This is a genomic window from Haloarcula halophila (assembly GCF_029278565.1).
Lineage (GTDB): Archaea > Halobacteriota > Halobacteria > Halobacteriales > Haloarculaceae > Haloarcula > Haloarcula halophila.
In genome coordinates, this window is record NZ_CP119559.1 from 100809 (window position 1) to 124661 (window position 23853).

Below are 23853 nucleotides of genomic sequence, written 5' to 3' on the forward strand. Positions count from 1 at the left end.
AAGAATCGCTGCGATCTTCGTGAAACGTCGTCTGACGGCACGCGAACGCGTAAAACGATTCAAAAACCCTCGAACTCTCTCGCGGTTATATGCAATCCCCCGTTGTATACAGGTACAGGTCCCATGTCGAACTCATCGACGAACGAATGGCTCGCCCTCCCCGAAGCATCGCTTACGGACATCCGTGAGTCGATCCTGACGCCCGTTCGCGGACTGGCTTTTTGGACCGCGATCACACTTCCGTTCCTCTATCTTCCGCTGCTCGCGTACGGTCTGGAGTCACCAGCAACCCGTCTGGCCTTCCTGGCCCTCATCACCTGTAACGCGGTCGCGCTGCTCATCGGCCACTCCTACTCCCGGTCCTGAACTCCCGCTTCTGTGTGTCACACACCGCTGACGTACTCTCTACCGTCGGCCAGCGATACCACTCTTTACGTTCGTTTGGAGATGGTATGCGCGGGACCGGATTTGAACCGGAGGAAGACTCGCGGTGCTCGTCTTCCAGGGTTCAGAATCCGTCGGCCACAAAACACGACGCTCACGTCCGTTCGAGTCGGTGATGCGCGGGACCGGATTTGAACCGGAGGGAGACGTTCTCACTACGTTGCGCGCGACTCCCAGGGTTCAAATCGGTCCTGCTCTTCGCTCACTTCGTTCGCTCATGCGCGGGACCGGATTTGAACCGGCGGACCCCTACGGGATAGCGTCCTAAGCGCTACGCCTTTTCCTAGCTCGGCAACCCGCGCGCACCAGGTGCTATCGCCGAGTGGAGTATCAAGCCTTCGTTTGCGATCCGGGATACGACGGTTTAGGTACGTCGGGGGCAAACAGCAGGTATGTATCGAGCGAGCGATCGTGTCGAACACGAGCAGTGGCTCTCGGAGATCGAGACCGTCGCCGACCGGCTCGGGCTCGGAACCCAGGCACGCTCACACGCTGTCGATCTGTTTCTCTCCGCGCTGCCCGACCAGGAGCGGTCGAAACGGGCGACGATGGCCACGAGCATCTACGTCGGCGCGCTGGTCGCCGGCCAGGAGCGGTCCCAGACCGTCGTCGCGGAGGCGACCGACGTCTCCCGGTTGACGATCCAACAGCGCTGGAAAGACGTCCTCGAACGGGCGGGACTGGACGCCCCCTCCTGGTAAGTTACGAGGGTCGCCCGTCGCGTTCGGGGGTCGGGTTTCCGTGTTCGTCGATCTCCCCGCGGACGATCCGCGTCGAGGAGATCACCTCGCCGTCATCGGCGTAGACGTGGGGAACGACTTCTATTTCGAGTGGGTCGTGCCCGCGGTCCCGGCGAATCTCGTTGATCCGTTTCCCGCCAGTCTCCGTCTCCGGGGAGACGACGAGCACGTCGAACTGTGGTTCGGTCGCGATTCCCGTGGGTTCGGCCAGTTCACGGATGGCCCAGTCTCGATCGTGCTCGGCGGCGAGTGCCGCGAGTTCCGTCTCCAGCGCCGCTCTCCGCTCCTCGTAGGAGCGGATGTGGCGCTCGTCGTGTCGGGTCTTCGGTGCGAGATCGTCGCTGGTGAGTCCGACAGTGACATCCCCGAGCTCGAACGCGCGTTCGAACAGTGCGCGGTGCCCGTCGTGGATGGGGTCGAACGTCCCTCCCAGCGCGACATTCATACCGACGAGGACGGCGTGGCTCGGTTTAGTCGTGTCGACTTTCCCCCTCCGAGTGGATACGTCTCAGGGCGTCGCTTCGTCGTCGTCGTCCGAATCGTCGTCCTCGTCGTCGTCCGGGTCCGCGTCCTCGACCGAGATCGTCACCGGATCGGAACTATCCGCTGACCCTGTGTCCGGCAGTGGTCCACCGTCCCGATCGAGATAGTCGTCCAGGTTGAAGACTGTATTGAGCCTCGATTGGACGTCCTCGACAGCTGTGTTGACCAGTTCGCTCGGTGCGATTGCACTGTACTCATAGGGGTTGTTCCCCGCGCCGTCGCTCTCGCGTTTCTCCCGGGTCACGATGTCCTCGTCGTGGAGCGCAGCCAGCGCTTCCCGAACCGTACTCGGGTAGAGCCCGGTCCCGTCGGCTACCTCGTCGCTCGTACTCCCCGGGTTCTTCCGGAGGTTGACGTAGATCCGCGAACGCGTCTCCGTATCGAGTAGCCAGGAGAGTAAGTCGACGAGCCCTTCGTCGAACTGTTCGACAGCACGGTCGGCCTCCTGTTCGATCCGGTTTCGTACTTCGTCGTCGGTTTCTTCGTCTCGCTCGTCCGGTGTTTCGTCGTCGATTGTCATGCGTTGCCTCTACGAGGACAAAAGGTGCCGCCGATGAAAAACCCTCTCCCTCTCAGTCGGGCCGTCCCGACCGAACTGGTCGGCCCGTCCCGCTCACCTCATACCCACCAGTAATCTCACATATAAATAGCGGCATTTTCCCCGGCTGGCTATCGGCGCTGAGAGTCTCCCTGTGGTATTTTACTGTCTTGGTCAATAGTACAGGGTGTCGCATGGCACGCTGGTCGTCCTGACGACAGGCACCGTCCTGCGCCGTATCGGAACCGGTGCAGAGACGGTCCGCAGTGAGTGCCACTGTGACAGTGGACCGGCACACAGGGCTGGTGGAGCGAACGACCGACGGAACGTCACTGGGGGGTGACTGGCATCCGTCTCACGTCCGAGATGCCGGTGTTCTACTGTTCGTCCAGACGAAGCGAGTGGCACAACTCGACGACACTGTCCGACCGGAGCCGTCGCTGCTGACTCGCACCGCTCTCCGCGTCTACGAGCCGACGGAGGCCGTCGACGCCGAGGCGGTCAGACTCACGCTGGACGAGTGTCTCGACTGCTTGTGGGTCTTCCTCGTCCGGCACCAGTAGCTCGGCGTCTCGGCCGTGCCTGATCGCCCGCCACTTGCTCTCGTCTAACAGTTCTCGGCCCATCGCGGTCCCGGACTCGCCGTCCTCGTAGCGAGCACCGAGGTCCGCGACCAGGGCGTGCGTGTACTCGACGAAGGCCATCACCCGATCCGGATCGGCCTGTCCGTCGGGCGCACGGACCTCGACCGTCCCGAGTCCCGAGTGGGGCCGAACGTCGAACCAGAGTTCTCCCCGGTCGTCGATGCTTCCGGTCTCGATCATCCGTCGCTCGTAGCGCTCGAACGCCTCGTAATCCTCGAAGGCCGTCGGCATCCCGGTGTTTGGTAACCCCTCGAAGATCTTCGCCCGCGCCGACTGGAGCCCGGTGTCGAAGCCGTTCCAGTACGGTGAGTTCGCCGACAGCGCGAGCATCAGCGGGAGGTGCCAGCGGAGTTCGTTGGCGATCCAGACGGCCTTGTCGGCGTCGTCGACGCCGACGTGGATGTGGAGCCCGGCCGTGGTGTTCCGGTGTTGTGGGTACTTGATCCGGTCTAACTGGGCTCTGTAGCGTGGCTTCTCCGCGTGTTCGAGTTCGCGCCACTTCGCCAGCGGATGCAGCCCCGCCGCGGCGATCCCGAAGCCGTGATCGCTGGCGTGGTCGACCAGTGCGTCACGGACCGTCGAGAGGTGTTCGCGCGCCCGACCCGGATCGTCGATGCGGGGCGTCTGTGTTTCGATGACGCACTTGAACAGCTCGTGGTCCAGGCGGTCTTCGAGAACCGCCGGCGGCTCGGACTCGTAGACGAGTTCGTCCGTCCCCGAGGTCGGACGGCCGTACTCGTCGACGACGTAGAACTCCTCTTCGATGCCAAGCGTCCCCTCGTGGGTGAACGTCTCGCGCGACCCCGTCTCGTCCATCGCCTCGACAATCGGAACCGACGCGCTAAAGTTTTCCGTCACTGGACGACCGCTATCGGGGCTGTGCGACGACGCCGAGGTGGTCCTCGTGGTACGGCGTGAGTCGGTCGGTCTCCAGTATCTCGTAGTGGTCGTCGAGTTCGGCTACTACGTCCTCGAACACCGCTTCGGGGGCCGCGGTGACATCCTCGCTCCGGGCCTTGATGGCCGCCAGGAGGCGGCCGTCCTCGGTCAGGAACTGCCGGTTGAGTGCGGCGACCCGTGCCTGTCCGCGGGTCGCCACGTCCTGGACGAGTACGTCGACCGGTTCGACGACGTGGGCGTAGGTCTCCGGCCGGCGAGCGTCTTTCAACAGCGGAAACAGGTGGTCTCTGTCCTCGGCGGCCGACAGCAACTCCCGGAGCGGCCGTGGTGCGAACTCGACGGCGTAGGTCGGCCCGGCGAAGTCCGCGACGTGGCTGACCGTGGTCCCGGCGGCGGCCCCGAGATACAGCACCGTCTCGTCACCGTCCAGCCCGGTGTCCATCCCCAGTTCCAGCATCGCACCGAGTTTCGAGCGGTGTGGGTCCCACCGGCGCCACTCGCCGTCGGTCGGCTCGCCGTAGACTGGCGAACCGCGCGTCGCCAGTCCCGTCTCGCCGTCGAAGTCGTGTCGTTCGATACCGGCGGGGAGTGTCACTGGTCCTCACCCCGTCGGCCGCGAATCCGTTCGATCCGTTCGTCCAGTTCGTCCTGTAGGAAGGGCCGCCGGTCGCCGCTGTAGTGGTCGATCCGCGCGGCGATCGAGAGCTTCCCCGCCAGCGCCCGCGCGGCCGACCCTCGTTCCTCGGGATGGGTCCCACGAACGTACTCGTGGGTGAAGATCACCCCGTGTTTGGGCGACGGGGCCGAGCCCGTGAGGTGGGCAAAGAGTGCGTCCTCGGCACCGAGTACCTGGACGGTGCCGCTTGGTTGTTTGGCGAGTGCTTCGAGCCCGCCGGCCAGCGAGAGTAGTCGTGCGGCCAACACCGGTCCGGCCAACATCGAGAGGTTCGGGGCGACGGCGGGAGCGGCCCGTTCGATGAACGCTCGCAACGAGTCGGCTTCCTCGGTCAGTTCGACGGTCCGTTCGGCCAGCGAGACGAGGGCGCGGTCGGTCCCGTCGTCGGGGGTCCGAGCCGCGACCTCGCGGGCGTAGTCGATCCCGGTTCCGCTCTCCCCGTAGCGGCTCCCGCCCCACTCGCTGACCCGCTCTGTGAGTTCGTTGGCGGTCCGCTCGCAGTCGGCCATCGCTCTGACGGCGTGGACGAGCTGCTGATCGTCCGCACCTTCGCGCTCGCGGACGGCCTCGCTGGCGGCGGCCGTCGTCGCCGCCTGCAGCCGCTCGTAATACTCCTCGCGGTCCGTGGCGAACCCCGATTCGACGGCCAGGGACGGCCAGTCGGCGGTGGTCTCGGCCCCGCCCTCCCTGATTCGTGTGACGGCGCCCCGCTCGTCGTCGGGGTCCAGCCCGGCGAACCAGCCGTCAGTGTCCTCTGTCATACGTAACGTCTGGACACACCGGCGTATAGGTGTCATCCTTTCGGCCCGTCGAGGCCGTTTTGGCTACACTCCGATCTTCGAGAGATCCGACAGAGCGCGCTGCTATCACGTGTTACTGCGACTTTATCTCCTCGAATCCCCTCTGTACTGCCATGGAACCACGATACAACTCCTTCGAGAACATGGACCGATTCGTCGACCAGATGCGCCACAGTATGTTCGGTGGGGACCGAGGCGTCGGACGCGGCTTTGGCGACAGTGTCCGGGTCGAACGCACCGACGAGGCGATCGTCGTCTTTGCCGACGTGCCCGGCTTCGAACCGGACGAGATCGGGGTTCGACTCCACGACGACCGACTCCACATCACTGCCGACCACGAGGCTGGCGACGGACACACCGCGCGGCACCGGTCGCTACGCGAGACGGTCTCCTTGGGGGCGGCTGTCGACCCCGAAAACACTTCGGCGACCTACCGCAACGGTGTCCTCGAAGTCCGACTCCTCCTCGAACGCGATTCCCACGAAGGAACCAAGATCGAAATCGGCGAGTGATCGAGAAACGTTCGACAACCGGGGAACCGTGAAATCCCCGTATATATTTGTCTGTTCCCATAGAATTACGGGGTATGGTAGGCCCCGAGTCGACGCCAGGGTGGCGGACGGCGGAGACCGAGTACACGGACGAAGTTATCGGCGACGACACGCTCGGTGAGATGTTCGCTGCGACCGCCCAGCGCAACGCCGACGACAACGCGCAACTGTACAAAGGCGGCGCGTACGACCGATCACTCACTGAGGCGGTCATCCCTTCGGCGCCGAGCGGCGAATACGCAGCCATCAGTTACGAGCGGATGCACGATATCGTCAAGCACGTCGCAACGGGCTTGCGGGATATCGGCGTGAGAGACGACACTCGTGTCGGACTGTTCTCTTCGACCCGGATGGAGTGGGCACTCGCTGACTTCGCAGTGCTCTCTGCGGGCGGCGTAATCACGACGGTCTACACCGAATCGTCGGCCAAGCAGGTCGAATACCTACTCGACGACCCTGACGCCGAGTTCGTCATCGTCGAGAACGCCGACCTCCTCGACCGGGTGCTCGAAGTGGAATCGAATCTTTCTCTCGAAGGTATCGTTCTGATCGACGACTACGAGTCCGATCGAGACGACATCTATACGCTCAGAGATCTCTACGACCGTGGGGTCGCCACCTTCGAGGAGTCCACCTACCGCTCCTGGCTCGCCGATCGTGATCCGAGTGATCTGGCCAGTCTGATCTACACGTCGGGGACGACCGGACAGCCGAAAGGCGTCCAACTCACCCACCGGAACTTCCGTTCGAACGTCAACCAATCGCGGAAACGGCTCGCTCCCAGACCGGACAAACACCCCGACGTCCCGGCGATCGGCTCCGACTCGACGTCGATCTCTTTTCTCCCGCTCGCACACGTTTTCGAACGGCTCGCGGGGCATTTCTTCATGTTCGCTTCCGGCGCGACAGTCGGGTACGTCGAGCACCCGGACACCCTCGCCGACGACCTCCAACTGATCCAGCCGACGACCGGCGCAAGCGTTCCGCGGGTCTACGAGCGGATCTTCGACCGGATGAGCGAACAGGCCAGCGAGTCACCGATCAAACAACGGATCTTCGACTGGGCGGTCGATGTCGCCAGAGAGTACGCTCGGACTGAGGACCCAGGTATCGTCCTCGAAGCGAAACACGGCCTCGCGGATACGCTCGTCTACAACACGGTCAAGGAGAAGATGGGGGGCAACATCGAGTTCATGGTCAGCGGCGGCGGGAGCCTCTCGAAGACCCTCTGTGAGACGTTCGTCGGGATGGAACTGACGATCCTGGAGGGGTACGGGCTCACGGAGACGTCGCCGGTCATCACGACCAACCCCCCGGAGGATATCCGACCGGGCACACTGGGCGTCCCAGTGGCAGATGTCGAGGTACGTATCGACACTGGAGTGGTCGACGCCAGCCAGTTCGACGACGTGACCGGCGAACTCGGGGAGTTGCTCGTCCGCGGTCCGAACGTCACCAACGGCTACTGGAACCAACCCGGTCCCAGTGAGCGTGCGTTCACCGAGATCGACGGCAAGCGGTGGTTCCGTACGGGAGATATCATCGAACGGACGGACGACGACTATCTGATCTATCACGACCGGATCAAGGAGATCATCGTCCTCTCGACCGGGAAGAACGTGGCACCACAGCCTATCGAGGATCTGTTCGTGACGAGCGACCGCGTCGACCAGGTGATGGTGGTCGGCGACGACCAGAAGTTCGTCGGGGCGCTCATCGTGCCGAACTTCGAGGAACTCCAGCGGTGGGCCGACGCCGAAGGGATCGACCTCCCCGACGACCTCTACGAGCGCTGCGACGACGACCGAGTCAGGGAGTGGGTCCAGGTCGCCGTCGACGAGTGTAACGCCGATTTGGAGAAAGTCGAGCGGATCAAACAGTTCGAACTGGTTCCCAGGGAGTGGACCGCCGAGAACGATCTGCTCACGCCATCGATGAAAAAGAAACGCCGGAACATCAGGACGGAGTTCGAGGCCAAACTCCGGGAGATCTACGGCGACGACTACAGCGAGTGAGGCCGCTCGGTCAGTACCGCACGTCCACCGCCCGCTCGCGTGGGCCGTCACACTCGGCGAGCAGGACCGACTGCCACGTCCCGAGATCCAGCGACCCCTCGGTGACGGGGACCGTCACGTCCGGCCCGACGAGCATCGCTCGGACGTGTGCGTCTGCGTTTCCGTCGAGGGCATCGTGTTTCCAGCCGTCGTCGTCGATCAACCCGACCAGTGACTCCGCGAGGTCACCCAACAGACGTGATTCGGCCTCGTTGACCGTGACACCGACGGTGGTGTGTCTGACGAAGACGGTACAGGTCCCGTCCGCCTCTGGTGGTATCGCGTCCGCGACGTGGTCTGTGATGTCAACCACGGTCGTCCGCTCGTCGGTCTCGACGGTGAACCGTTCGCGTCCCATATCGACTGTTGGGACCGCTCCCGTGAGTAGCTTTGCCACGGAAACCGACACGGACGAACTGACTCAGGCCAGCCAGTCGTCGGGTTTCGTGTCGTAGTCGATGTCGGTCGCGGTGAGGTGCTCGACCTCCGACCAGTCGGTCGTCTCGACGGTGACCGCCTCGCCGTCGTAGCGGATGCGCTTGCCCACCGGTTCGGGCTCCGGTTCACGGTCCCGGCGTTTCGCGACTTCCACGTCGTGGTCGTCGAACTCCTTGACGATCGTCAGGAGGTTCACCGGGTAGCCCCAGAGTTCGAACACCCGTTTGAGCACGTCGCTGGCTTGCTCGATGTCGAGCATGACGCCGTTGTACTGGTGGGCCAACAGCAGTTCGTTGCGGTTGCGGTAGTTGCCGTCCTCGACGACTATGGTCGGCTTGCCGAAGTTGGTGAACTGCAACATCAGCTTCTTCTTGACGTCCTCGTGGTCGGTCGAGGTGACCCGGTAATCGCCCGAGGCGTGGGTGTACTCGTAGGTGAAGTAGTCGTTGCTGTCGACGAACTCCTGGGTCAGGAACGCGTCGAGGAAGGTCACGTCGTTGTGGCTCTCGCGGACCTCCCGCATGCGGTCCCAGCCGCTCGTGTAGTCGACGTCTGCCAGCGCGGCCTCGATATCGTCGTAGCGGTCCTGTTCGAACAGATACCGCGAGACCCGTTCCAGTTCCTCCTGGCCGACGTTCGAGACGAACCCGCGGTTCTGGGGCCGGATCAGGGAGTAGTGGCGTTCACAGAGTCCCTCGTAGGTCAGCACCTTCCAGGGGTAGGTCCCGACGTCGAACTCGTCGTCCCGAGCGGCCGCCAGTCCGTCGGCGTCGACGCGGTGGTCTTCGGGGTCCAGTTCAGCTATGTGGCCCGGCACGTCGGTCAACCAGGCTGGGGGTTCGAGCTGCTCCTGGACCGCCGTGAAGTCGACCACGTCGTGGAAGTTCCGCCAGGTGACACCCTCGGTTCGGAGGAGCCGTTCGATCACTTCCCGGCGGTTCTCCGTGTTCTCGACGTACTGCCAGATCGCCAGCCCGAGGCTGTAGGGGTTGAGCCCGCCCGACCCCAGCACCTTCGACATGTGGTCGGCGTAGAGGACGAACTCGTCGTCGCCGGCGAAGTTCTCGTCGGTCATCATCACCGACTCCCAGTACGAATTGTGGTTGACGAATCCGCTTGCTGCGTAGCGGTGGGTGGTTTCCACGGAGATATCGTAGACATCTCCGATTCCCGTTTCCACGGCCGTCACTTCGTCCGTCCAGGATTCCGATTCGAACCACTCGAGATCGTCGAGATACTGTTCGAGGGCATCGGATTTCGCGCGGTAGCCGAACCCAATTTCCTCGGCAAACGTCGAGGCGGACTCGCCGGTGAGATGGATATGATAACAGCCGTCTGTCTGTTTCCGGCGTCGAGACAGTATATCGAAGTTCGCGAGCAACAACTGTACAGTTTTCGACAGTTGATCACTTTTCGTCGAGAGAATCACGCCTTGCTCGCCAGCGTAGCCATCCGCGTCGAACAACCCACGGAGGAACTCGGCGACGACTGGTTTGGGCGACTGGAGTACCTGTTCCGGAATCCGCTTTTCCGCAGCCGCGACGCCGGTCGGTAGTCCAAATGTCTCGGTGAGCAATTCCCGAAGGTGTAGCGAGTACGCATAGACACGCCAGCGACCGTCCTGTTCTTCCACGGTCGCCTCGATACCGAACAGCTCCGAGCAGAGGCCAGCAAACTCCTCGGCGTTGGCTTCCTTGCCTGATGTGAACCCGACGTGGCGGGAATCAGATGGGACGTGACCGTCGCCGACCAAGAGACCGAGGAACCGTCCGAACTGCTCGGTAACTGTCTCCGGGACACGGATCGGTTGACGCTGGTTGATTTCGGCGTCGGCGGTCTCGTCGTATCCACTCAATGCCGCATCGATGGCATCCGCTCGTTCGGCAGAGCCAGTCTTCCGGTACCGCATCACCGTCCAGACTGATACGCCGGCTTCGTCTGCGACATCTTCGAGTGTGGTGTACTCTCTGGAGGTCCACTCGATAGACTTGTACTCGTCGGGCCAGAGCCCGTTTCCGGCACTGACTTCGATTTTATCGCCGGCGGCTAATTCGTCGAGACGGACCCATTCTCCGTCTGGCCGACGGACTCTATGGTTGTTCGACCCAGTCACCTCGAATCCCCGACGTGTTTCGATCGTCACCGTGTCGTGGTTCCGGATAACGTTTGAATCGTACACAGATCTGGTCGTCTCCCCGTCGGAGACATCGGGATGCCTGTCGACGACATCACGCATCGTGACGAGACCGTCTTCGGTGAACACGCGGGTGTCCGGGGCGACACAGGCCCACCCTTCATTCATAACCTTTGTCATCTTCTGCGGCGCGAAGTAGTACGCCTCTCGACGGAGCAACTCCAACAGGTCCCGCTGCCAGTCGGTGAACTCCGTCGCCTTCTCGGTGTCCTCGTCGTAGCGGTTGCCGTGTTTACGCAGGAACCCGAGAATGTCCTTCTCCGGTTCGGCGGGGAAGGAGACGCCGTCCTCGTCGCCGTTCTGTGCGTCGAGCCACTCGTCGTCGAAGACCTGCCGTTTGACCTCGTCCGAGAGGTCCAGTTCGTCGAGTTGGTCGGCGACGTCGACGCCCTCCAGTTCCTCGAACTCCTCGGGCCCGGTCTCGACCGGCGCGTACGGCTCGTGTTGGTCGATGTTGTCCTCCAGACAGAGGACGTGGTCGATGAACCGCTCGACCGCCGCGCGCTCGATCTCGGGGTCTTGCATGTACTCCCGGATGGTATCGGCGTGCCGGGAGAGCATCTCCGCGGCCTCGGGGCTGCGGACTCGCCGCTCGCCCTCGCGACCGCTCGTGATCCCGTCGGCGAACATCCGGAACCACTCGTTGTTCGCGAAGAAATCAGCGTGTGCTTCGACGTGGGTGATGACCGCCTTTTGGTCGGCCAGCGTGTTCGATTCCTGGAGGAAGGCGTGGGCCGGGTCGTCGTTGTTGACGATCTCGAAGGCCTTCCCGCCGAGGAACTGGGTCTGTTTCTGCTGGCGGTCGTACTGCATCCCCCAGCGCCAGTGTGGGTACCGCTGTTGGAAGCCGCCGTAGGCGATGAGTTCGTTCATCTCGTCGTAGTCGACGACCCAGTAGTTGACCGGGTACGGCGAGAGCCCGAGCTTCTCGGCCAGGTTGCTGGCCTCCTCGACGTGTGCTTTGAGGTCGGCGGCGATGCGCTGTTTCGTGATCCTGTCGTCGGTGCTCATTCGTCTTCCTCCGTGCTGAGTATCTCGTAGATCGCGTCGACCACGTCCTCCGGCGAGGAGACGTACGCGACAGCGACGTTGTCGGCGTCCCGGAAGCTCCGTTCGACCTCCTCGGCGTGGGTGGCGTTGATCGCGTTGCCGCTCGGTTGGGTCTCCACGTAGGCGTGGAGGTTCGCGGGGATCTCCCGCATGAGCGGGATCACCTTCTCCTCGGTGTCGTTGCTGGAGTTCTCGCTGTCGCCGGCGGCGAAGACGTAGCGGTTCCACTCGCTCCAGGGATACTCCTCCTCTAAGACGGCCGCGGCCAGCTCGTAGGCACTGGAGATGCGGGTCCCGCCGCCCGATCGGATGCCGAAGAACTCCTCGCGGTCGACCTCCCAGGCGTCGGCGTCGTGGGCGATGTAGACGAACTCGGCGTTGTCGTATTTCCCCTGGAGATACCAGTCCAGCGGCGTAAACGTCCGCTCGACGAGTTCCCGTTTCTGCTGGCGCATCGAGCCCGACACGTCACGGATGTTGACCACGACGACGTTTTTCTCCCGTTCCTCGACGATTTCGGGGTAGCGGTACCGCTCGTCCTCCCGACGGAAGGGGACTTCGTCGACGCCGTCCCGGCGGATTCGCTGGGCGGTCGTGACCTGGTCGACCGCCGTTTCCATCTCCTCGATGGAGTCCCACCGGCTCTTCTCGTCGCTGGAGAGCTCCCCGTAGGCGTCCTCGATCCAGGCTTTCGAGACGGGGATGTTGTTCTCGCGTGCCCACTCGAAGACGGACTGTGGCCCCCAGCCCTCGACTTTCAGGGCCTCGCGGACGTAGTCCTCGTCGAACTCCATCGCCAGCTTGCGCTTGAGCCCTTTCTTGAACAGCCGCTCGAAGTCGAGCGTCGAGGACGGCCCCGTCCGGGTCATGTCGGTGAAGTCGCCCTCCTTCTCCTCGATGACCTTCTTGCCTTTCGGCTCCAGGTCGAGGCCGAGTTGTTCGTCTAACTCCTGGGCGAACTCCTCGGGGTCCATCTCGTAGTACTCGTGGTCGCCGCCCTCCTCGCCGGGGTCGCCGTCCTCGTCGCCGTCGCCGGGCTGGGGCTGTGGCTGCCCGACGGGGTCGCCGGGCTGGGCACCCTCACCTTGTCCGACGCCGCCTTTGTCCCGCTGGTCGTACTCGAACGTCGGGAGGTCGACGATCTTGATCGGGATGCGGACCTCGTCGTCCCGTGACTGACCGAGGTCACCGTACTGGATGAACTCGGCGAGGTCCTGTCGGCGCTGCTCGCCCACTTCGCGGTACCGTTCGAGGTCGTCTCTCAATCCCATCTGTAGCTCACCTGGTTCATCACGTGTCGGCTCGTCAGTTCGGCCGACGCCTCGCTGTAGTCGTGTAGCTCGACCATGTTGGCGATCGTCTGCGCTTTCAGTCGGGCCGTCTCGGTCCCCGAGGGTGGGGCGTCCCACTGCCGCGGGTCGAAATCCTCGAAGGTCCGCTTGACGTCGTCCCAGTCGTGGCGCCCGAGGACGGTGTTGATGACGGGGATCTCCGTCGGCGAGACGTCGCCGACCTGGAACTCCTCGTCCCGGCGCTGCCACGCGTGGCGGTTCAGCGCCGTGATGATCTTGTCGGTGCGGAACGTCTTGACGGCCTCGTCGGGCTCGTTGCCGGCGTAGTTCTTCTCGTCGAACCGGCCCAGATGCTCGATCTCGAAGACTTTCATCTCCAGGGGGTCCGGGTCGACGTACTCGCCCCGGTCGTTGACGATCTGTTCGTCGGATTCCCAGGCGTAGACCTGCTCGATGTATGCCTCGACTGTCGCCTCGTCGACGCGCTTGTCCCGCATCATCGCGTCCAGTACGTCCTGTTCCTGCCGGCCGAAGACGTAGTTCTTGACCGTCACGACTCGCTCCTCGTACTCGCTGGCCTCGTTGACCGAGAACACCGGCGCCTCGCGCATCCCCTCGGCGACGGCGTTGAGCACGTCACGGGGCATGACCACGTGTTCGACGGGGAGGTCGGGGTGGTGGCGGTCCTGTGTCTCGTGGAGCAGGTCCGCGACCACGTCCCGGACGTAGGTGACCGGAATCCCGTGGTCGCCGTCCCTGGCGGTCGTCTCCAGGTCGTAGTCGTCGATCTCGACCCGTTCGTCGCCCTCCATCAGATAGCCACGGTCGAACAACAGCGCCTTGTCCACCAGGTCGAGCCCGTCCGGGACCGAGTGGTCGTCGAGCCGCGAGACGACGGCGTACAGCGCCGCCGCCTCGACCGTGTGAGGGGCGAGTTCCTTCTCGGTCACGCCGGCGAGTTCGTCCCGGACCGAGACGGTCAGTGGCTCCTGTATCCAGCGCTCCAGTTGCTCCCAGGAGTCGGGGTCCCAGACGCTCGTCTCGTCGGTCAACTCCCGCCGGAGCAACTGGGCCTCGAGCGAGAGGTTCGTCAGGTAGGTAAACTCCCGTTTGTCCAGCCGTCGTTTGAGCGCCTTCAGCGGGTCCTGGCCCTCACGGTCGGCGTGTTGGTTCAGCTGTGCCTCTAGGTCGGGGTTCGAGATGATGATGAGTTGCGTGTCGATGTCCATCCCGATCCCCTTGTCCAGTTTGACGTGACTCTCGTCGGGGACGTTCAGCAGTTTCTGGAGCAGGTCGGCGTGCTGGCCGGCGTCCTCGACGACGGTCAGCAGTCCGTTGCCCTGCGAGAGGACGCCGTCGTAGCTAAACGCCTGTGGGTTCTTCCGACCGCGGGAGTCCAGTTCGCGGAGCATCCCGTGCATCCAGGACCCGACGAGCCGTTCCTTCGGCGTCCCCTCGTCCTCGGAGTGGAGAACACCGATGCCCCGTCCCACGTCGACGACGAAGTTCTTGACCCGGAGGTGGGCCGGCGCCGTCACCGCCGAGAACAGGTCCGCCGTCCCGCTTCGGCGGTACTGCTCTTCGAGGTAGTCGTACGCTTCCCGGGAGAACGGGTCCAGGTCGCCCTCGACGCGGATCGGGATGTGGTCGTCGAGCCGCTCGTTCAGCGTCGAAAGCAGGTCCTGACGGACGTCCTCGGGGAACACCGTCAGCGGGTGGACCTGGACGGGGCTCTCGTACCAGTCGTCCTCGTCGGCGATGGGCTGGTCGCCGTAGGTCAGCGCCGAGTCGGTGCCCCCCGCACCGGCGACGTTCCACTCGAGGGTGTAGCGCCGGCCCGCCGGCGTCTTCGAGTACTCGCGTAGGCCGTTGATGAGACACCGCTTGAGCTCCGATTTCCCGGTCGCCGTGGGGCCTTCGAGCCAGATGATCTTCTCGTCTTTGCCCCGGCCGGCCGCGATCGACCGCAGGTCGTCGACGAAGGCGTTGAGCACGTCGGTGTTGCCCAAGATCGCGTGCTCACCGTCGTTGTGGGGGTCGTCGAAGAAGCGGTACCGCTCTTTCTCCTCACCCTCCTCGATGACGGTGCGTGTCCCGGCCGCCTCGATGGCGTCGAGCAGGTACTTCGAGGCGTGAGCGGCCAGTTCCGGACGTTCGAGGAGTTGGTCGACGTACTCGGCCAGGCTCATCGGGGCCTCGTAGGCCCGATCCAGTGAGTCGTCCGCCCGACCGATGTACTCCTCGCCTGTCATCACTCCTCCATTTCGCTCTTTGCGACCTCGGCGCCGGCGAACTCCAGGACCTCCTTGGCGCCTTCCTCGGAGTAGCCCTGCTCGATGAGGGCGTCGATCCACTGGTTGCGGTCGTCGTCGTCCATCTCGCCGCTGGAGACCAGCGCCGAGAAGTTGATGTTGTGTTTCTTGTCCTCCCAGAGTTTGCGTTCCAGCGCACGGCGCAGGCGGTCGTTGTCCTGCGGGTGGAAGGTGTCTCCCTCGCGTGCGCGCCGGGAGACCCAGTTCGACACTTCCTGGCGGAAGTCGTCCTTGCGGTCCTCGGGGAGGTTGAGTTTCTCCTCGACCGAGCGCAGGAACTGCTCGTCGGGTTCCTGCTGGCGCCCGGTGAGTTCGTCCTCGACGGTGTCGTCGTCGATGTAGGCCATCACGTGGTCCATGTACTTCTCGCCCTGGCGCTGGATCTCGTCCATGTCGTAGGCCAGCGCGTGGCGGACGTCTTCGATGGCCCGCTCCTTGTACTCCTCGCGGACGAGTTCGAGGTAGCGGTAGTACTCCTCGAAGTTCTCCTCGGCGATCGAGCCGTGGTTCTCGAGGTTCCCCTCTAAGTGGTTGAACGTCGTCAGCGGCGAGAGGAACTGCCGATCGCGGTGCATCGAGTCCATGATCGCCTCGGCGATCTCGTCGCCGATGAACCGTGGGGAGACCCCGTCCATCCCCTCGCCGATGTCGGCGGTCTTCTCGGCCTCGTCGCGGAGCTTCTTGACGTCGATGTCGTCGGCCTCGTCGATCTCGCCGTTGTAGGCCTTGGCCTTCTGGACCAGGTCGATCGAGGAGGTATCGGGTTCCTCGATGCGTGTCAACACGCCGAACAGCCCCGCCATCTCCAGGGTGTGGGGTTCGACCTGGATGTCCGGGAGGTCGGCGTTCCGGAGCATCTTCCGGTAGATCTTCGATTCCTCCTCGTACTGGAGGACGTACGGGAAGTCGATGCGCTTGGTCCGGTCGTTGAACGCCTCCATCTTCTCGTCGCCTTTCTTGTCCCGGTACTCGGGCATGTTCGTCCGGCCGACGATCACCTGGTCGATGTCGATCCGGGGGTTGTTCTTGGGCTTGATCGTCTGCTCCTGGGAGGCGTGCAGGAAATCGTAGAGGAACTCCCGCTGGAGTTTCAGCAGTTCTTCGCCGGAGAAGATGCCGCGGTTGGCGTTACAGAATGCCCCGGAGTAGTCGAACGCCCGGGGGTCAGATTCCCCGTAGATCGCGATCTTCGAGTAGTTGACGTCGCCCGTGAGTTCTGTCTCGTCCTGGTTCTTCTTGTCCTTGGGCTCGAAGGTCTCGATCCCGCGTCGCCGGTTCTCGTCGGCGACGAAGCGGATGATCTCCACGTGGTTCTCCAGGACCTGTTGGAGATCGTCGTCGTAGTACGCGAGCAGTTCGTCCATGTAGAACTCGCTTGCCGGGTCCAGCGCCTGCTCGTTGCGGATCGTGTAGGGGGCGTCTAGTTCCTCGTTGATGTCCTCGATGACTCTGTCGCGTTGCTCCTGGGGGAGCAAGACCAGCGGGTCCTGGTTCATCGGCGAACGAACGATGTCGTCGGCCGGGTCCTGGTCGTCGACGACGTCACAGAGGTTCGTCCACCGGAAGGTGTACATCCGGCCGTCGTCACGGCGGGTGTAGTTCTCGAAGTACCGCCGTAGCTGGCGGTCGAAGTCGGACTTCCCCGACCCGACCGGTCCCAACAGGAGCTTGATCCGTTTCTGTGGACCCAGTCCGCGGGCACCGGACTTGACTTTGTTGACGAACTCGTGGATCGCCTCGTGGACGACCCGGCCGTAGAACGTGTTCTCGCCGTCGTTCAGCGGGTCATGGCTGGCGAGTTCGTATTCGACGACGCCGGCTTCCTCGTCGTACTCGGTCCCGTAGTAGTCGAACATGTCCGCCACCCGCTGGTGAGCGTTCCGGGCGATCCGGGGTTCGTCGTACAGCTGCTCTAAGTACCAATCGAACGATTTCGACTGCCGGAGGTCGGCTGGTATCGTGTCCCGGTACTCCTCGCTCAGCGCTTCCAGTGTCTCTTTGTTCTTGCTCATGCTATCACAGTGTCCGTCTCGCGGTCAGTACCACCGGACTCCGCAGGGGTGGCCCGCAGTACCGTGTCGGTAACACGGGGCTCGCCACACTCGGCTTCCGTGCGAGCGGGCGGCACTCGGCCAGTCGGCACGGGCCAGTCGTTGTACCATGACATAGTTTGTCGTCAACGGGGGGAGACAGGGCCGGCTCCACCCGATCTGTGAACGGATGACAGTGCGTGACTGTTTCCGATACTATTTATTGTATGAGTGATTCACACGTAAAAGGTTGTCTCCGTAACCCATAAAACACCGCATCTTTACACCTCGATATCGGGCCTAATACGGAGACTGCGAAGAGGGGTCGTGGTACCACACGGCACGTTCGTTCGTCGGGGTTTAAATACCCACCCCGTCGACCACTGGATTATTGACTGTCGGACCGTTTTTCCGAGCATGGGATTCGCGGACCTCGACGACGAGTGGACTGTCTGGAACGAGACCGACGAGAAGGTGGTCCTGGTCTACCGCCCCGACGTCTTCGACAGCCACGACTTCCCCGCACCCTGCCTGCCGACGATCTACCTCACGCGCGGGAGGCGGACCCGCCGACCGGGCGCTCAGCGCGCCGGCGAGGCCTGGTACGTCACCCTCTATCTGGAGCCGGAAGTCGAGAGAGACCCCGACAGCTACGACGACCGCGAGAGCGCAGTCGCCGGTGCCGTCGACTTGGCCAACCGGTTCGCGAACGGCGAGGTCGACTATCGGTCGCTGTATCAGCTCCCCCGCGAGGAGTACCTGGCCGAGCTCGACGACCGGACCGGCCGTTCCTGACGTTTAACTCTCCTGGTGGTCTACAAGTCCCTATGAGTACGGTAACGCTCGTCGGCACTCGGCTCGCGTCCGTCGGCGAGGAGTTCGTCTATCACGGCGAAGCGAGCGGGTGTGAGGGGTGTCCGTACCGGGACCAGTGTCTCAACCTCACCGAGGGTCGCCGGTACCGCATCACCGACCTCCGACAGAGCGGCCAGACCCTGGACTGTGCGGTCCACGACGACGGGGTACGTGCCGTCGAGGTCGAGCCGGCCCCGGTCAAAGCGAACGTCCCGACGAAAGGTGCCTACGCCGGCAGCGCCGCGACGCTGGCCGGCCCGTGTCCCCACACTGAATGTCCGAGCCACCGGTACTGCGAGCCCGCCGGAGCGGACTTCGACGAGGAGTACCGGATCGACTCGATCGTCGGCGACCCGCCACACGACTTCTGTCTGCTGGACCGGGACCTCACGCTGGTGGAGTTCGAACCGCCCGACGACGCCTGAGACGACAGCAGGTCGTCTCAGTCCAGTCGACTGCCCACGGCCGCTTCGAGCTCGTCCCGGACTGCGTGACTGCTCCCGGCGTCGAAGGGGACTTCGATGACCCGCGTCCCCGTCGATCCAACCGAATCCTCCAGCGCCGCGACGAACGACGCCCGGTCGGGGACCCGCTCGAACGAGAGGTCGTAGAGGGCACCGGTCGGCGAGAACTCCAACCCGTGTGGGGTCCTGAACTGCGACTCGAAGGTCTCGTGCTCGGCGATCGGGAGCATGTGGAAGATCCCGCCCCCGTCGTTGTTCACGAGGACGATGGTCGCGTCGACCCCACACCGACCCAGCGCCAGCAACCCGTTCATGTCGTGGTAGTACGCCAGGTCCCCAGTCACCAGGACCAGCGGGTCCTCGGTGGCGCTGCCGGCCCCCAGCGCCGTCGAGGTGATGCCGTCGATGCCGCTCGCCCCACGATTACCGAGCACCGTCAGGTCCGCCCGCCGCGGCCGGCCGAACCGATCCATATCACGGATCGGCATACTGTTGGAGACGAACACCGTCGCCGGGTCCGGTGCCGTGGCGGTCACGTCCGCCAGCACGCCACCCTCCCAGTAGGTATCGGCCAGGGCGTCCTCGACGACGCTCCAGTGGATCGCCTCGGCGTCGGCGAACCGCTCCGTCCATCCCTCGGCGGGGCGGGTCTCCACGTCCTCGGCGACCGCCCGTCCCGTCGCGTCCTCGTCGGCGATCAGGAGGTCCGTCGCCGTGAACTCGGCTTCCGTCCAGGTACCTGCCGGGTCGACGACGAACTGCCGACAGTCCGCGTCCCGGAGGTAGTGTCGCAGCGGCTTGGAGGTCGGCGAGGCCCCGAAGCGGACGACGACCTCCGGGTCGGGCCACTCGCGGGCCGCACCGCTGCCGAGGTACGCGTCGTAGCCGCCACACACCGGCGCTTCGATGGCCTCGACGTGGGGGCCAAAGCGCAGGTTCGAGAGGGGATCGGCCAGTACCGGGAAGCCAGTGGCGTCGGCCAGTGCTCTCAACCCCTCGGCCGAGAGGCCGTCGTGGGCGGGGCCGGCGACGAGTAGACCCCGGTCAGCCGCAGCCAGGCGTTCGGAGAGGTGCCGCTGATCCGACTCGTCGAGCGTCGGAACGCCGTGGCCCGTCGTGACGAACGGTCCGTCCCGACCCCCAGCGGCGAGTCCATGCTCGTCCCAGTCGTCGGGGACGCCCGCCGGATCGTCGGCCGCGACCGGCGTCGGTTCCAGCGGTTTCCGGAACCGGCAGTTGAGGTGGACCGGCCCGCTATCGGCGGCGGTCGCTGCGGCCAGCCCCCGCGCCGCGGTGGTCCTGAGCATCCTGACTTTGCGTGGTTCGGCCTCCGGTTCGGGCATGTCGCGGTACCACCGGACTGCGTCGCCGTACAGCTTCTCCTGGTCGACGGTCTGGTTGGCGCCGCTGTCGATGAGTTCCGGGGGACGGTCGGCCGTCAACACGAGCATCGGGACGCCGGCCTGGTCGGCCTCGATCACCGCCGGGTGGAAGTTCGCTGCCGCGGTGCCGGAAGTACAGACCAGCGGCGTCGGTCGGCCGGTTCGGCGTGCCCGTCCAAGCGCGAAAAACGCGGACGAACGCTCGTCGAGATGTGAGAAGACGGTGATATCGGGGTGTTCGGCGAACGCTACCGTCAGCGGCGTCGACCGGCTCCCCGGCGAGACACAGACGGCCTCGACGCCGCCGGCGACCAGCTCTGCGACGAGCGTCTCCGCCCAGAGCGCGTTGACGTTCGGGTGACTCATTCGAGTTCGTCGAGCATCGGCCGGTACTTCAGTTGGACCTCGTCCCACTCGCGGTCGGGGTCGCTGTCGGAGACGATCCCGGCCCCGGCAAACAGGGTCGCGATCCGGTCCCGGGCGACCGCAGAACGGATTCCCACGGCGAAGGTCCCGTTGCCGCTGCCGTCGAGCCAGCCGATCGGTGCGGCGTACCATCCCCGGTCGAACGCCTCGGTATCGCGGATCGTCCGCAGCGCGGCGTCGGGTGGAAGCCCGCCGACGGCGGGTGTCGGGTGTAACGCCTCGACGAGGTCGAGGACGTGTTCGTCGTCGCCGAGTTCGGCGGTGATCGAGGTCCGGAGGTGCTGGACCGTCGCGAGCCGTCGGACGGTCCGTTCGCCGGTCCGGATCGAGGTCGCGAACGGCGCCAACTGTTCGCGGATCGCGTCGGCAACCAGTTGGTGCTCGTGGCGGTCCTTCTCGCTTTCGAGGAGTTCCTTCGCCAGCCACTCGTCTTCGGCCGGCGTCTCACCCCGGCCGGTCGAGCCCGCCAGTGCCTCGGTTCTGACTGTCCGTCCCCGGACCGAGACCAACCGCTCGGGGGTCGCGCCGAAGAACGTCCCCGCCCCGGCCGGGGAGAACATGAACCGGTAGCAGTCCGGGTAGGTCTCGGCCAGCCGGGCGAGTACGTCCGGGACCGAGAGCTCCGCGTCGAGCGAGACCCGAAGCGCCTGTGCGAGGACCACCTTCCGGAGGTCCCCCCGGTCGACCTTCTCGATGGCCGCCCGGACCTGCCGACGCCAGTCCGACTGGGACGGGGTCCGTTCGCGCCCGGCGATTCCCGGCGGTTCGGACTGCGGCCCGTCGGCGAGTGTCGACAGTTCCGTTCGCCACTCGGCGAGCCGCTCGTCGGCCGTCCGGTCGGCTTCCGGCCCCGTCGCAGAGACGGTCAGCCAGGCGTCGCCGTCACGGACAGTCAGTTGGACCGCCGGAAGGAAGAAGCCTGCACCGGGAAACCCATCCCAGGGTGACTCCCCGTCGTGATCACCGTCGTGGAAGGCGAACCCGCCGAACAGTCGCGGTCGGGCGACGCTCGGGAGCGTCTCCGGGACGTCGTGATCGTCGAACAACCTACGAGCGGCTGTCCGCACGTCGCCAAACCGTGACCCGCCGCTGCCGGTGATCGTCGCAGCCGCACCCCTGGCCGCGACCGTTTCAGTTCCTGTCGCCCACGCGAACCGAGGTCGGGTGTCCGTATCGAGGACCGTTCGCACCGGTGCGTGGTCGACGGGACACCCACGTGTGGTGACTGTCGTCTCGGCAACCGTCACTTCCTCACCACGCAGTGGTTCCATCGACCACGGATTAGGGTTCCGTACCTTTGAGCCTAACTATACCCACCCCGTCTGGACGGATTCAGCCCGGTGAACGGGCCGTCCACAGCTGCCCGCAGCCGATACTGTTTTCGAAAACTCTCGGTTATTGACTGAAAACAATAGTTTCGGTTCGTGGATAGAGTCTGGGCGTTTCCGAAACATACCCCCGTCAGGTTTAAATATGGCTTGCTCGAACCAGCGTACAGAGCGATGCCAAAGGTAGAGATCACGATCCCGGAGCATCTGGAGATGCAGATCGCTCAACTCGTCGACCAGGGTGAGTTCCTCAACCGCGAGGAGGCAATCGAAGACTTGCTGTCGACCGGGTTGAAAGCGTACAAGACGTCCGGGCCACAGGACGAGGAGGAGGAACCGGGTTTCGAAGAGGACGGGATGATGGGACACGACGACGAGTACGTCTTCTGAACGGACGTGACACTCTGTCAGCTCTTCCCAAGTAATTCTTATACGCGTCCCGTCACATAGAGCAGACAACGATGCACAAAGACGAGCTTCTGGAGTTACACGAGCAGATGGTCACGATCATGCAGTACTTCCGCGACGAGATGGATTCGGTCGATCCGAGCCTCTTCGATCAGTACGACGAACTCGACGTCAGTCCGTCGGACGTCCACAAATCCAAGAGCGAGCACAAGCACGCCGTGTTCGTCCTCGGGAACGGGCTCGCCACCGCGATGAGCGAAGACGAGTTCTCCGACGCCGGCCGTGTCGGCAAGCGCATGAAGGAACTCGCCGAGGACGCCGAGCGGAAACTGTAGTCCGTCCGCGTGCGGTCTTCTACTTCTGTGCGCTCTTCTACTCTGCGGTCAACTCGGTGAACAGCTCCGGATCGGTCCGGAACTTCAGGACGTTGTGGACGACGGAGTTGCGGACGTTCTGGACGACGTTGCCGTGTCGCTTGTAGAACTCGTGGATCCACTTCGACTCGGCCTGACGGCTGGGAAACATCATCACCGATTTCCACTGGTAGGCCCCGTCCGAGAGGAAATAGAAGAGGGTGTGTCGGTCGTCGCGGATGTAGACCATCGCGTCGTGCCAGGCGTCGGCGAAGTGCTCCGGATTGAACTTGAACTCGAACAGCGCGAAGTTGAACAGCGACTCGTTGGGGACGATCGCCTCCCTGAACACCCCTGCGTCACGCATCTCCCGGATCGATTCGCTGACGGTCACGTGTGAGACGTCGATCCCGTACTGTTCGTCCAGAATGTCGGCCAACTCACGCGACGATCGCTGTGGGTCCGCCGCGAGTTCTCGGAGGATGTAGACGTCTCGCTCCTTGAACTCCCTGTCAGGCATCTCGGAGGTCATACGGTATCTGCAGTGGGAAGGCTCCTGATAGTTACGCCCGCTGGGGAACCGCTGTCTGAAACCCTTGTGGGGTCAGCGACCCTCGAACTCGGGGTCACGTTGCTCCATGAACGCGGTCGCTCCCTCTTCGTGATCGTCGGTCGTGAAAGCGATCCCCTGTGCAGTGACCTCGCGGTCCAGCGCCTGCTCGAACGACAGTTCGGTCCCTCGATCCAGTAGCCGCTTGGCCTGTGTCAACGCGACCGTCGGCCCGGCCGCGATGTCGGCGACCACGTTGTCGACGCCCTCCTCGAACGCGTCGGCCTCGAACAGCCGCGTGAAGATGCCGAGTTCACGGGCCGTGTCGGCGTCCAGCAGTTCGCCCGTGAACACCAGCTCTTTGGCCTTGTTCGGCCCGACGAGACGGGGCAGGAAGTACGAGACGCCCGAGTCAATCGCCAGGCCGACCCGCCGGAACCCGAAGCCGATCTTCGCGTCGGGACTGGCCAGTTGTACGTCACAGGCCAGTGCCAGCCCGGCACCGGCACCGTAGGCCGCTCCGTCGATGGCCGCGACTACCGGCAAGCGACAGTCGTGGACGGCCTCGATGGCCCCGTTGATCGCCGAACGAATGAGTTCGATCCGTTCGGTCACCGGGTGGTCGCCGGCGACACCCTCGATCATCGCTTCGATGTCGCCACCGGCACAGAACGCCTCGCCCGCTCCCTCGACGACGACACAGCGGGCGTCGCTGTCCTCGATCTCCCCGAAGGCATCCGCCAGCGCGACTGCCGTGTCTTCGGCGAGTGCGTTGCGAACGTCCGGCCGGTTCAGCGTGACGGTGGCGACCCCGTCGTCGATCGAGCGGAGCACTGGGTCGGTCGACATACTCCTGTGGAATCCCGGACCGGGCAAAACGT

The 23853-nt window shown here is 64.2% G+C and carries 22 protein-coding genes and 1 tRNA gene; 8 read left to right on the forward strand and 15 right to left on the reverse strand.

From position 1 onward, the window contains the following. The first annotated feature begins 123 nt into the window (after window positions 1–123). On the forward strand, window positions 124–366 hold the full coding sequence (locus tag P0204_RS00540) for a DUF8028 family protein (protein ID WP_276220891.1): 243 nt from the start codon (window positions 124–126) through the stop codon (window positions 364–366). A gap of 296 nt (window positions 367–662) precedes the next feature. Here the strand turns inward: P0204_RS00540 and P0204_RS00545 are convergent. After that, a tRNA-Leu gene (locus P0204_RS00545) sits at window positions 663–746 on the reverse strand. A 90-nt stretch (window positions 747–836) separates the two neighbouring features. Here P0204_RS00545 and P0204_RS00550 point away from each other — a divergent pair. Next, window positions 837–1145, forward strand: coding sequence for a cyclin family protein (locus tag P0204_RS00550; protein ID WP_276220893.1), 309 nt, complete (start codon window positions 837–839; stop codon window positions 1143–1145). Window position 1146: 1 nt separating this feature from the next. Here the strand turns inward: P0204_RS00550 and P0204_RS00555 are convergent, their stop codons facing one another. From P0204_RS00555 to P0204_RS00575, 5 genes are all read right to left on the reverse strand, one after another. Next, a complete protein-coding gene (locus P0204_RS00555) occupies window positions 1147–1629 on the reverse strand; it encodes a phosphopantetheine adenylyltransferase (protein WP_276220894.1) in 483 nt (160 codons plus the stop codon). Window positions 1630–1692: 63 nt separating this feature from the next. Beyond that, complete coding sequence (locus P0204_RS00560; RefSeq protein ID WP_276220896.1) at window positions 1693–2247, reverse strand: winged helix-turn-helix transcriptional regulator; 555 nt, start codon at window positions 2245–2247, stop codon at window positions 1693–1695. Between the two features lie 395 nt (window positions 2248–2642). Further along, a complete protein-coding gene (locus tag P0204_RS00565) occupies window positions 2643–3725 on the reverse strand; it encodes a glutamate--cysteine ligase (protein WP_276220897.1) in 1083 nt (360 codons plus the stop codon). A 52-nt stretch (window positions 3726–3777) separates the two neighbouring features. Further along, window positions 3778–4404 carry a fibrillarin-like rRNA/tRNA 2'-O-methyltransferase gene (locus P0204_RS00570; RefSeq protein WP_276220899.1) on the reverse strand — a complete coding sequence of 209 codons (627 nt, stop codon included), beginning with the start codon at window positions 4402–4404 and terminating at the stop codon, window positions 3778–3780. After that, window positions 4401–5246, reverse strand: coding sequence for an NOP5/NOP56 family protein (locus P0204_RS00575; protein ID WP_276220901.1), 846 nt, complete (start codon window positions 5244–5246; stop codon window positions 4401–4403). Before P0204_RS00575 ends, P0204_RS00570 begins: the two co-directional genes overlap by 4 nt. A 152-nt stretch (window positions 5247–5398) precedes the next feature. Here P0204_RS00575 and P0204_RS00580 point away from each other — a divergent pair, with 152 nt between their 5' ends. Both P0204_RS00580 and P0204_RS00585 read left to right on the forward strand, forming a co-directional pair. Beyond that, entirely contained in the window at window positions 5399–5797 is a 399-nt protein-coding gene (locus tag P0204_RS00580; RefSeq protein WP_276220902.1) for an Hsp20/alpha crystallin family protein, read from the forward strand. 74 nt (window positions 5798–5871) lie between these two features. Further along, entirely contained in the window at window positions 5872–7851 is a 1980-nt protein-coding gene (locus P0204_RS00585; protein ID WP_276220904.1) for an AMP-dependent synthetase/ligase, read from the forward strand. A 10-nt stretch (window positions 7852–7861) separates the two neighbouring features. On the opposite strand, the gene P0204_RS00590 is transcribed toward P0204_RS00585, so the two are convergent. The 5 genes from P0204_RS00590 to P0204_RS00610 all read right to left on the reverse strand — a co-directional run bounded on the left by P0204_RS00590 (window position 7862) and on the right by P0204_RS00610 (window position 17188). Beyond that, on the reverse strand, window positions 7862–8248 hold the full coding sequence (locus P0204_RS00590; protein ID WP_276220905.1) for a secondary thiamine-phosphate synthase enzyme YjbQ: 387 nt from the start codon (window positions 8246–8248) through the stop codon (window positions 7862–7864). A 63-nt stretch (window positions 8249–8311) separates the two neighbouring features. Next, the gene (locus P0204_RS00595) at window positions 8312–11533 is read right to left on the reverse strand and encodes a SpoVR family protein (protein WP_276220907.1); all 3222 of its coding nucleotides are present in this window, start codon (window positions 11531–11533) and stop codon (window positions 8312–8314) included. Beyond that, window positions 11530–12843, reverse strand: a complete 1314-nt coding sequence (locus P0204_RS00600) for a YeaH/YhbH family protein (protein ID WP_276220909.1) — start codon at window positions 12841–12843, stop codon at window positions 11530–11532. The genes P0204_RS00595 and P0204_RS00600 overlap by 4 nt, the downstream gene beginning before the upstream one ends. After that, window positions 12834–15116, reverse strand: a complete 2283-nt coding sequence (locus P0204_RS00605) for a PrkA family serine protein kinase (protein ID WP_276220911.1) — start codon at window positions 15114–15116, stop codon at window positions 12834–12836. The genes P0204_RS00600 and P0204_RS00605 overlap by 10 nt, the downstream gene beginning before the upstream one ends. Next, window positions 15116–17188 (reverse strand): PrkA family serine protein kinase, encoded by a 2073-nt coding sequence (locus P0204_RS00610; protein WP_276220912.1) that lies wholly within the window; start codon window positions 17186–17188, stop codon window positions 15116–15118. The genes P0204_RS00605 and P0204_RS00610 overlap by 1 nt, the downstream gene beginning before the upstream one ends. A gap of 435 nt (window positions 17189–17623) precedes the next feature. Here P0204_RS00610 and P0204_RS00615 point away from each other — a divergent pair, with 435 nt between their 5' ends. Both P0204_RS00615 and P0204_RS00620 read left to right on the forward strand, forming a co-directional pair. Next, window positions 17624–18001: a DUF5820 family protein gene (locus tag P0204_RS00615; RefSeq protein WP_276220914.1), complete on the forward strand. Its 378-nt coding sequence runs from the start codon at window positions 17624–17626 to the stop codon at window positions 17999–18001. 32 nt (window positions 18002–18033) lie between these two features. Then, a complete protein-coding gene (locus P0204_RS00620) occupies window positions 18034–18486 on the forward strand; it encodes a UPF0179 family protein (protein WP_276220915.1) in 453 nt (150 codons plus the stop codon). Window positions 18487–18503: 17 nt separating this feature from the next. On the opposite strand, the gene menD is transcribed toward P0204_RS00620, so the two are convergent. Together menD and P0204_RS00630 are read right to left on the reverse strand one after the other, a co-directional pair. Next, window positions 18504–20273, reverse strand: coding sequence for a 2-succinyl-5-enolpyruvyl-6-hydroxy-3-cyclohexene-1-carboxylic-acid synthase (gene menD / locus P0204_RS00625; protein ID WP_276220917.1), 1770 nt, complete (start codon window positions 20271–20273; stop codon window positions 18504–18506). Beyond that, the gene (locus P0204_RS00630; RefSeq protein WP_276220919.1) at window positions 20270–21604 is read right to left on the reverse strand and encodes an isochorismate synthase; all 1335 of its coding nucleotides are present in this window, start codon (window positions 21602–21604) and stop codon (window positions 20270–20272) included. The genes menD and P0204_RS00630 overlap by 4 nt, the downstream gene beginning before the upstream one ends. Before the next feature lie 231 nt (window positions 21605–21835). Between P0204_RS00630 and P0204_RS00635 the strand changes: the two genes are divergently transcribed. Together P0204_RS00635 and P0204_RS00640 are read left to right on the forward strand one after the other, a co-directional pair. Continuing rightward, window positions 21836–22051 (forward strand): ribbon-helix-helix domain-containing protein, encoded by a 216-nt coding sequence (locus P0204_RS00635; protein WP_276220921.1) that lies wholly within the window; start codon window positions 21836–21838, stop codon window positions 22049–22051. A 71-nt stretch (window positions 22052–22122) separates the two neighbouring features. Next, window positions 22123–22404 (forward strand): UPF0058 family protein, encoded by a 282-nt coding sequence (locus tag P0204_RS00640; RefSeq protein WP_276220923.1) that lies wholly within the window; start codon window positions 22123–22125, stop codon window positions 22402–22404. A 37-nt stretch (window positions 22405–22441) separates the two neighbouring features. Here the strand turns inward: P0204_RS00640 and P0204_RS00645 are convergent, their stop codons facing one another. After that, window positions 22442–22954 (reverse strand): winged helix-turn-helix domain-containing protein, encoded by a 513-nt coding sequence (locus P0204_RS00645; RefSeq protein ID WP_276220924.1) that lies wholly within the window; start codon window positions 22952–22954, stop codon window positions 22442–22444. Between the two features lie 72 nt (window positions 22955–23026). Continuing rightward, complete coding sequence (locus P0204_RS00650) at window positions 23027–23821, reverse strand: enoyl-CoA hydratase/isomerase family protein (protein ID WP_276220926.1); 795 nt, start codon at window positions 23819–23821, stop codon at window positions 23027–23029. Window positions 23822–23853: the final 32 nt, after the last annotated feature.

Bases quoted from the DNA above. Each gene is read 5' to 3' on its own strand.
- P0204_RS00540 (WP_276220891.1), top strand. From the start codon at position 124: ATGTCGAACTCATCGACGAACGAATGGCTCGCCCTCCCCGAAGCATCG.
- P0204_RS00550 (WP_276220893.1), top strand. From the start codon at position 837: ATGTATCGAGCGAGCGATCGTGTCGAACACGAGCAGTGGCTCTCGGAG.
- P0204_RS00555 (WP_276220894.1), bottom strand. From the start codon at position 1,629: ATGAATGTCGCGCTGGGAGGGACGTTCGACCCCATCCACGACGGGCAC.
- P0204_RS00560 (WP_276220896.1), bottom strand. From the start codon at position 2,247: ATGACAATCGACGACGAAACACCGGACGAGCGAGACGAAGAAACCGAC.
- P0204_RS00565 (WP_276220897.1), bottom strand. From the start codon at position 3,725: ATGGACGAGACGGGGTCGCGCGAGACGTTCACCCACGAGGGGACGCTT.
- P0204_RS00575 (WP_276220901.1), bottom strand. From the start codon at position 5,246: ATGACAGAGGACACTGACGGCTGGTTCGCCGGGCTGGACCCCGACGAC.
- P0204_RS00580 (WP_276220902.1), top strand. From the start codon at position 5,399: ATGGAACCACGATACAACTCCTTCGAGAACATGGACCGATTCGTCGAC.
- P0204_RS00585 (WP_276220904.1), top strand. From the start codon at position 5,872: ATGGTAGGCCCCGAGTCGACGCCAGGGTGGCGGACGGCGGAGACCGAG.
- P0204_RS00590 (WP_276220905.1), bottom strand. From the start codon at position 8,248: ATGGGACGCGAACGGTTCACCGTCGAGACCGACGAGCGGACGACCGTG.
- P0204_RS00595 (WP_276220907.1), bottom strand. From the start codon at position 11,533: ATGAGCACCGACGACAGGATCACGAAACAGCGCATCGCCGCCGACCTC.
- P0204_RS00600 (WP_276220909.1), bottom strand. From the start codon at position 12,843: ATGGGATTGAGAGACGACCTCGAACGGTACCGCGAAGTGGGCGAGCAG.
- P0204_RS00605 (WP_276220911.1), bottom strand. From the start codon at position 15,116: ATGACAGGCGAGGAGTACATCGGTCGGGCGGACGACTCACTGGATCGG.
- P0204_RS00610 (WP_276220912.1), bottom strand. From the start codon at position 17,188: ATGAGCAAGAACAAAGAGACACTGGAAGCGCTGAGCGAGGAGTACCGG.
- P0204_RS00615 (WP_276220914.1), top strand. From the start codon at position 17,624: ATGGGATTCGCGGACCTCGACGACGAGTGGACTGTCTGGAACGAGACC.
- P0204_RS00620 (WP_276220915.1), top strand. From the start codon at position 18,034: ATGAGTACGGTAACGCTCGTCGGCACTCGGCTCGCGTCCGTCGGCGAG.
- menD (WP_276220917.1), bottom strand. From the start codon at position 20,273: ATGAGTCACCCGAACGTCAACGCGCTCTGGGCGGAGACGCTCGTCGCA.
- P0204_RS00630 (WP_276220919.1), bottom strand. From the start codon at position 21,604: ATGGAACCACTGCGTGGTGAGGAAGTGACGGTTGCCGAGACGACAGTC.
- P0204_RS00635 (WP_276220921.1), top strand. From the start codon at position 21,836: ATGCCAAAGGTAGAGATCACGATCCCGGAGCATCTGGAGATGCAGATC.
- P0204_RS00640 (WP_276220923.1), top strand. From the start codon at position 22,123: ATGCACAAAGACGAGCTTCTGGAGTTACACGAGCAGATGGTCACGATC.
- P0204_RS00645 (WP_276220924.1), bottom strand. From the start codon at position 22,954: ATGACCTCCGAGATGCCTGACAGGGAGTTCAAGGAGCGAGACGTCTAC.
- P0204_RS00650 (WP_276220926.1), bottom strand. From the start codon at position 23,821: ATGTCGACCGACCCAGTGCTCCGCTCGATCGACGACGGGGTCGCCACC.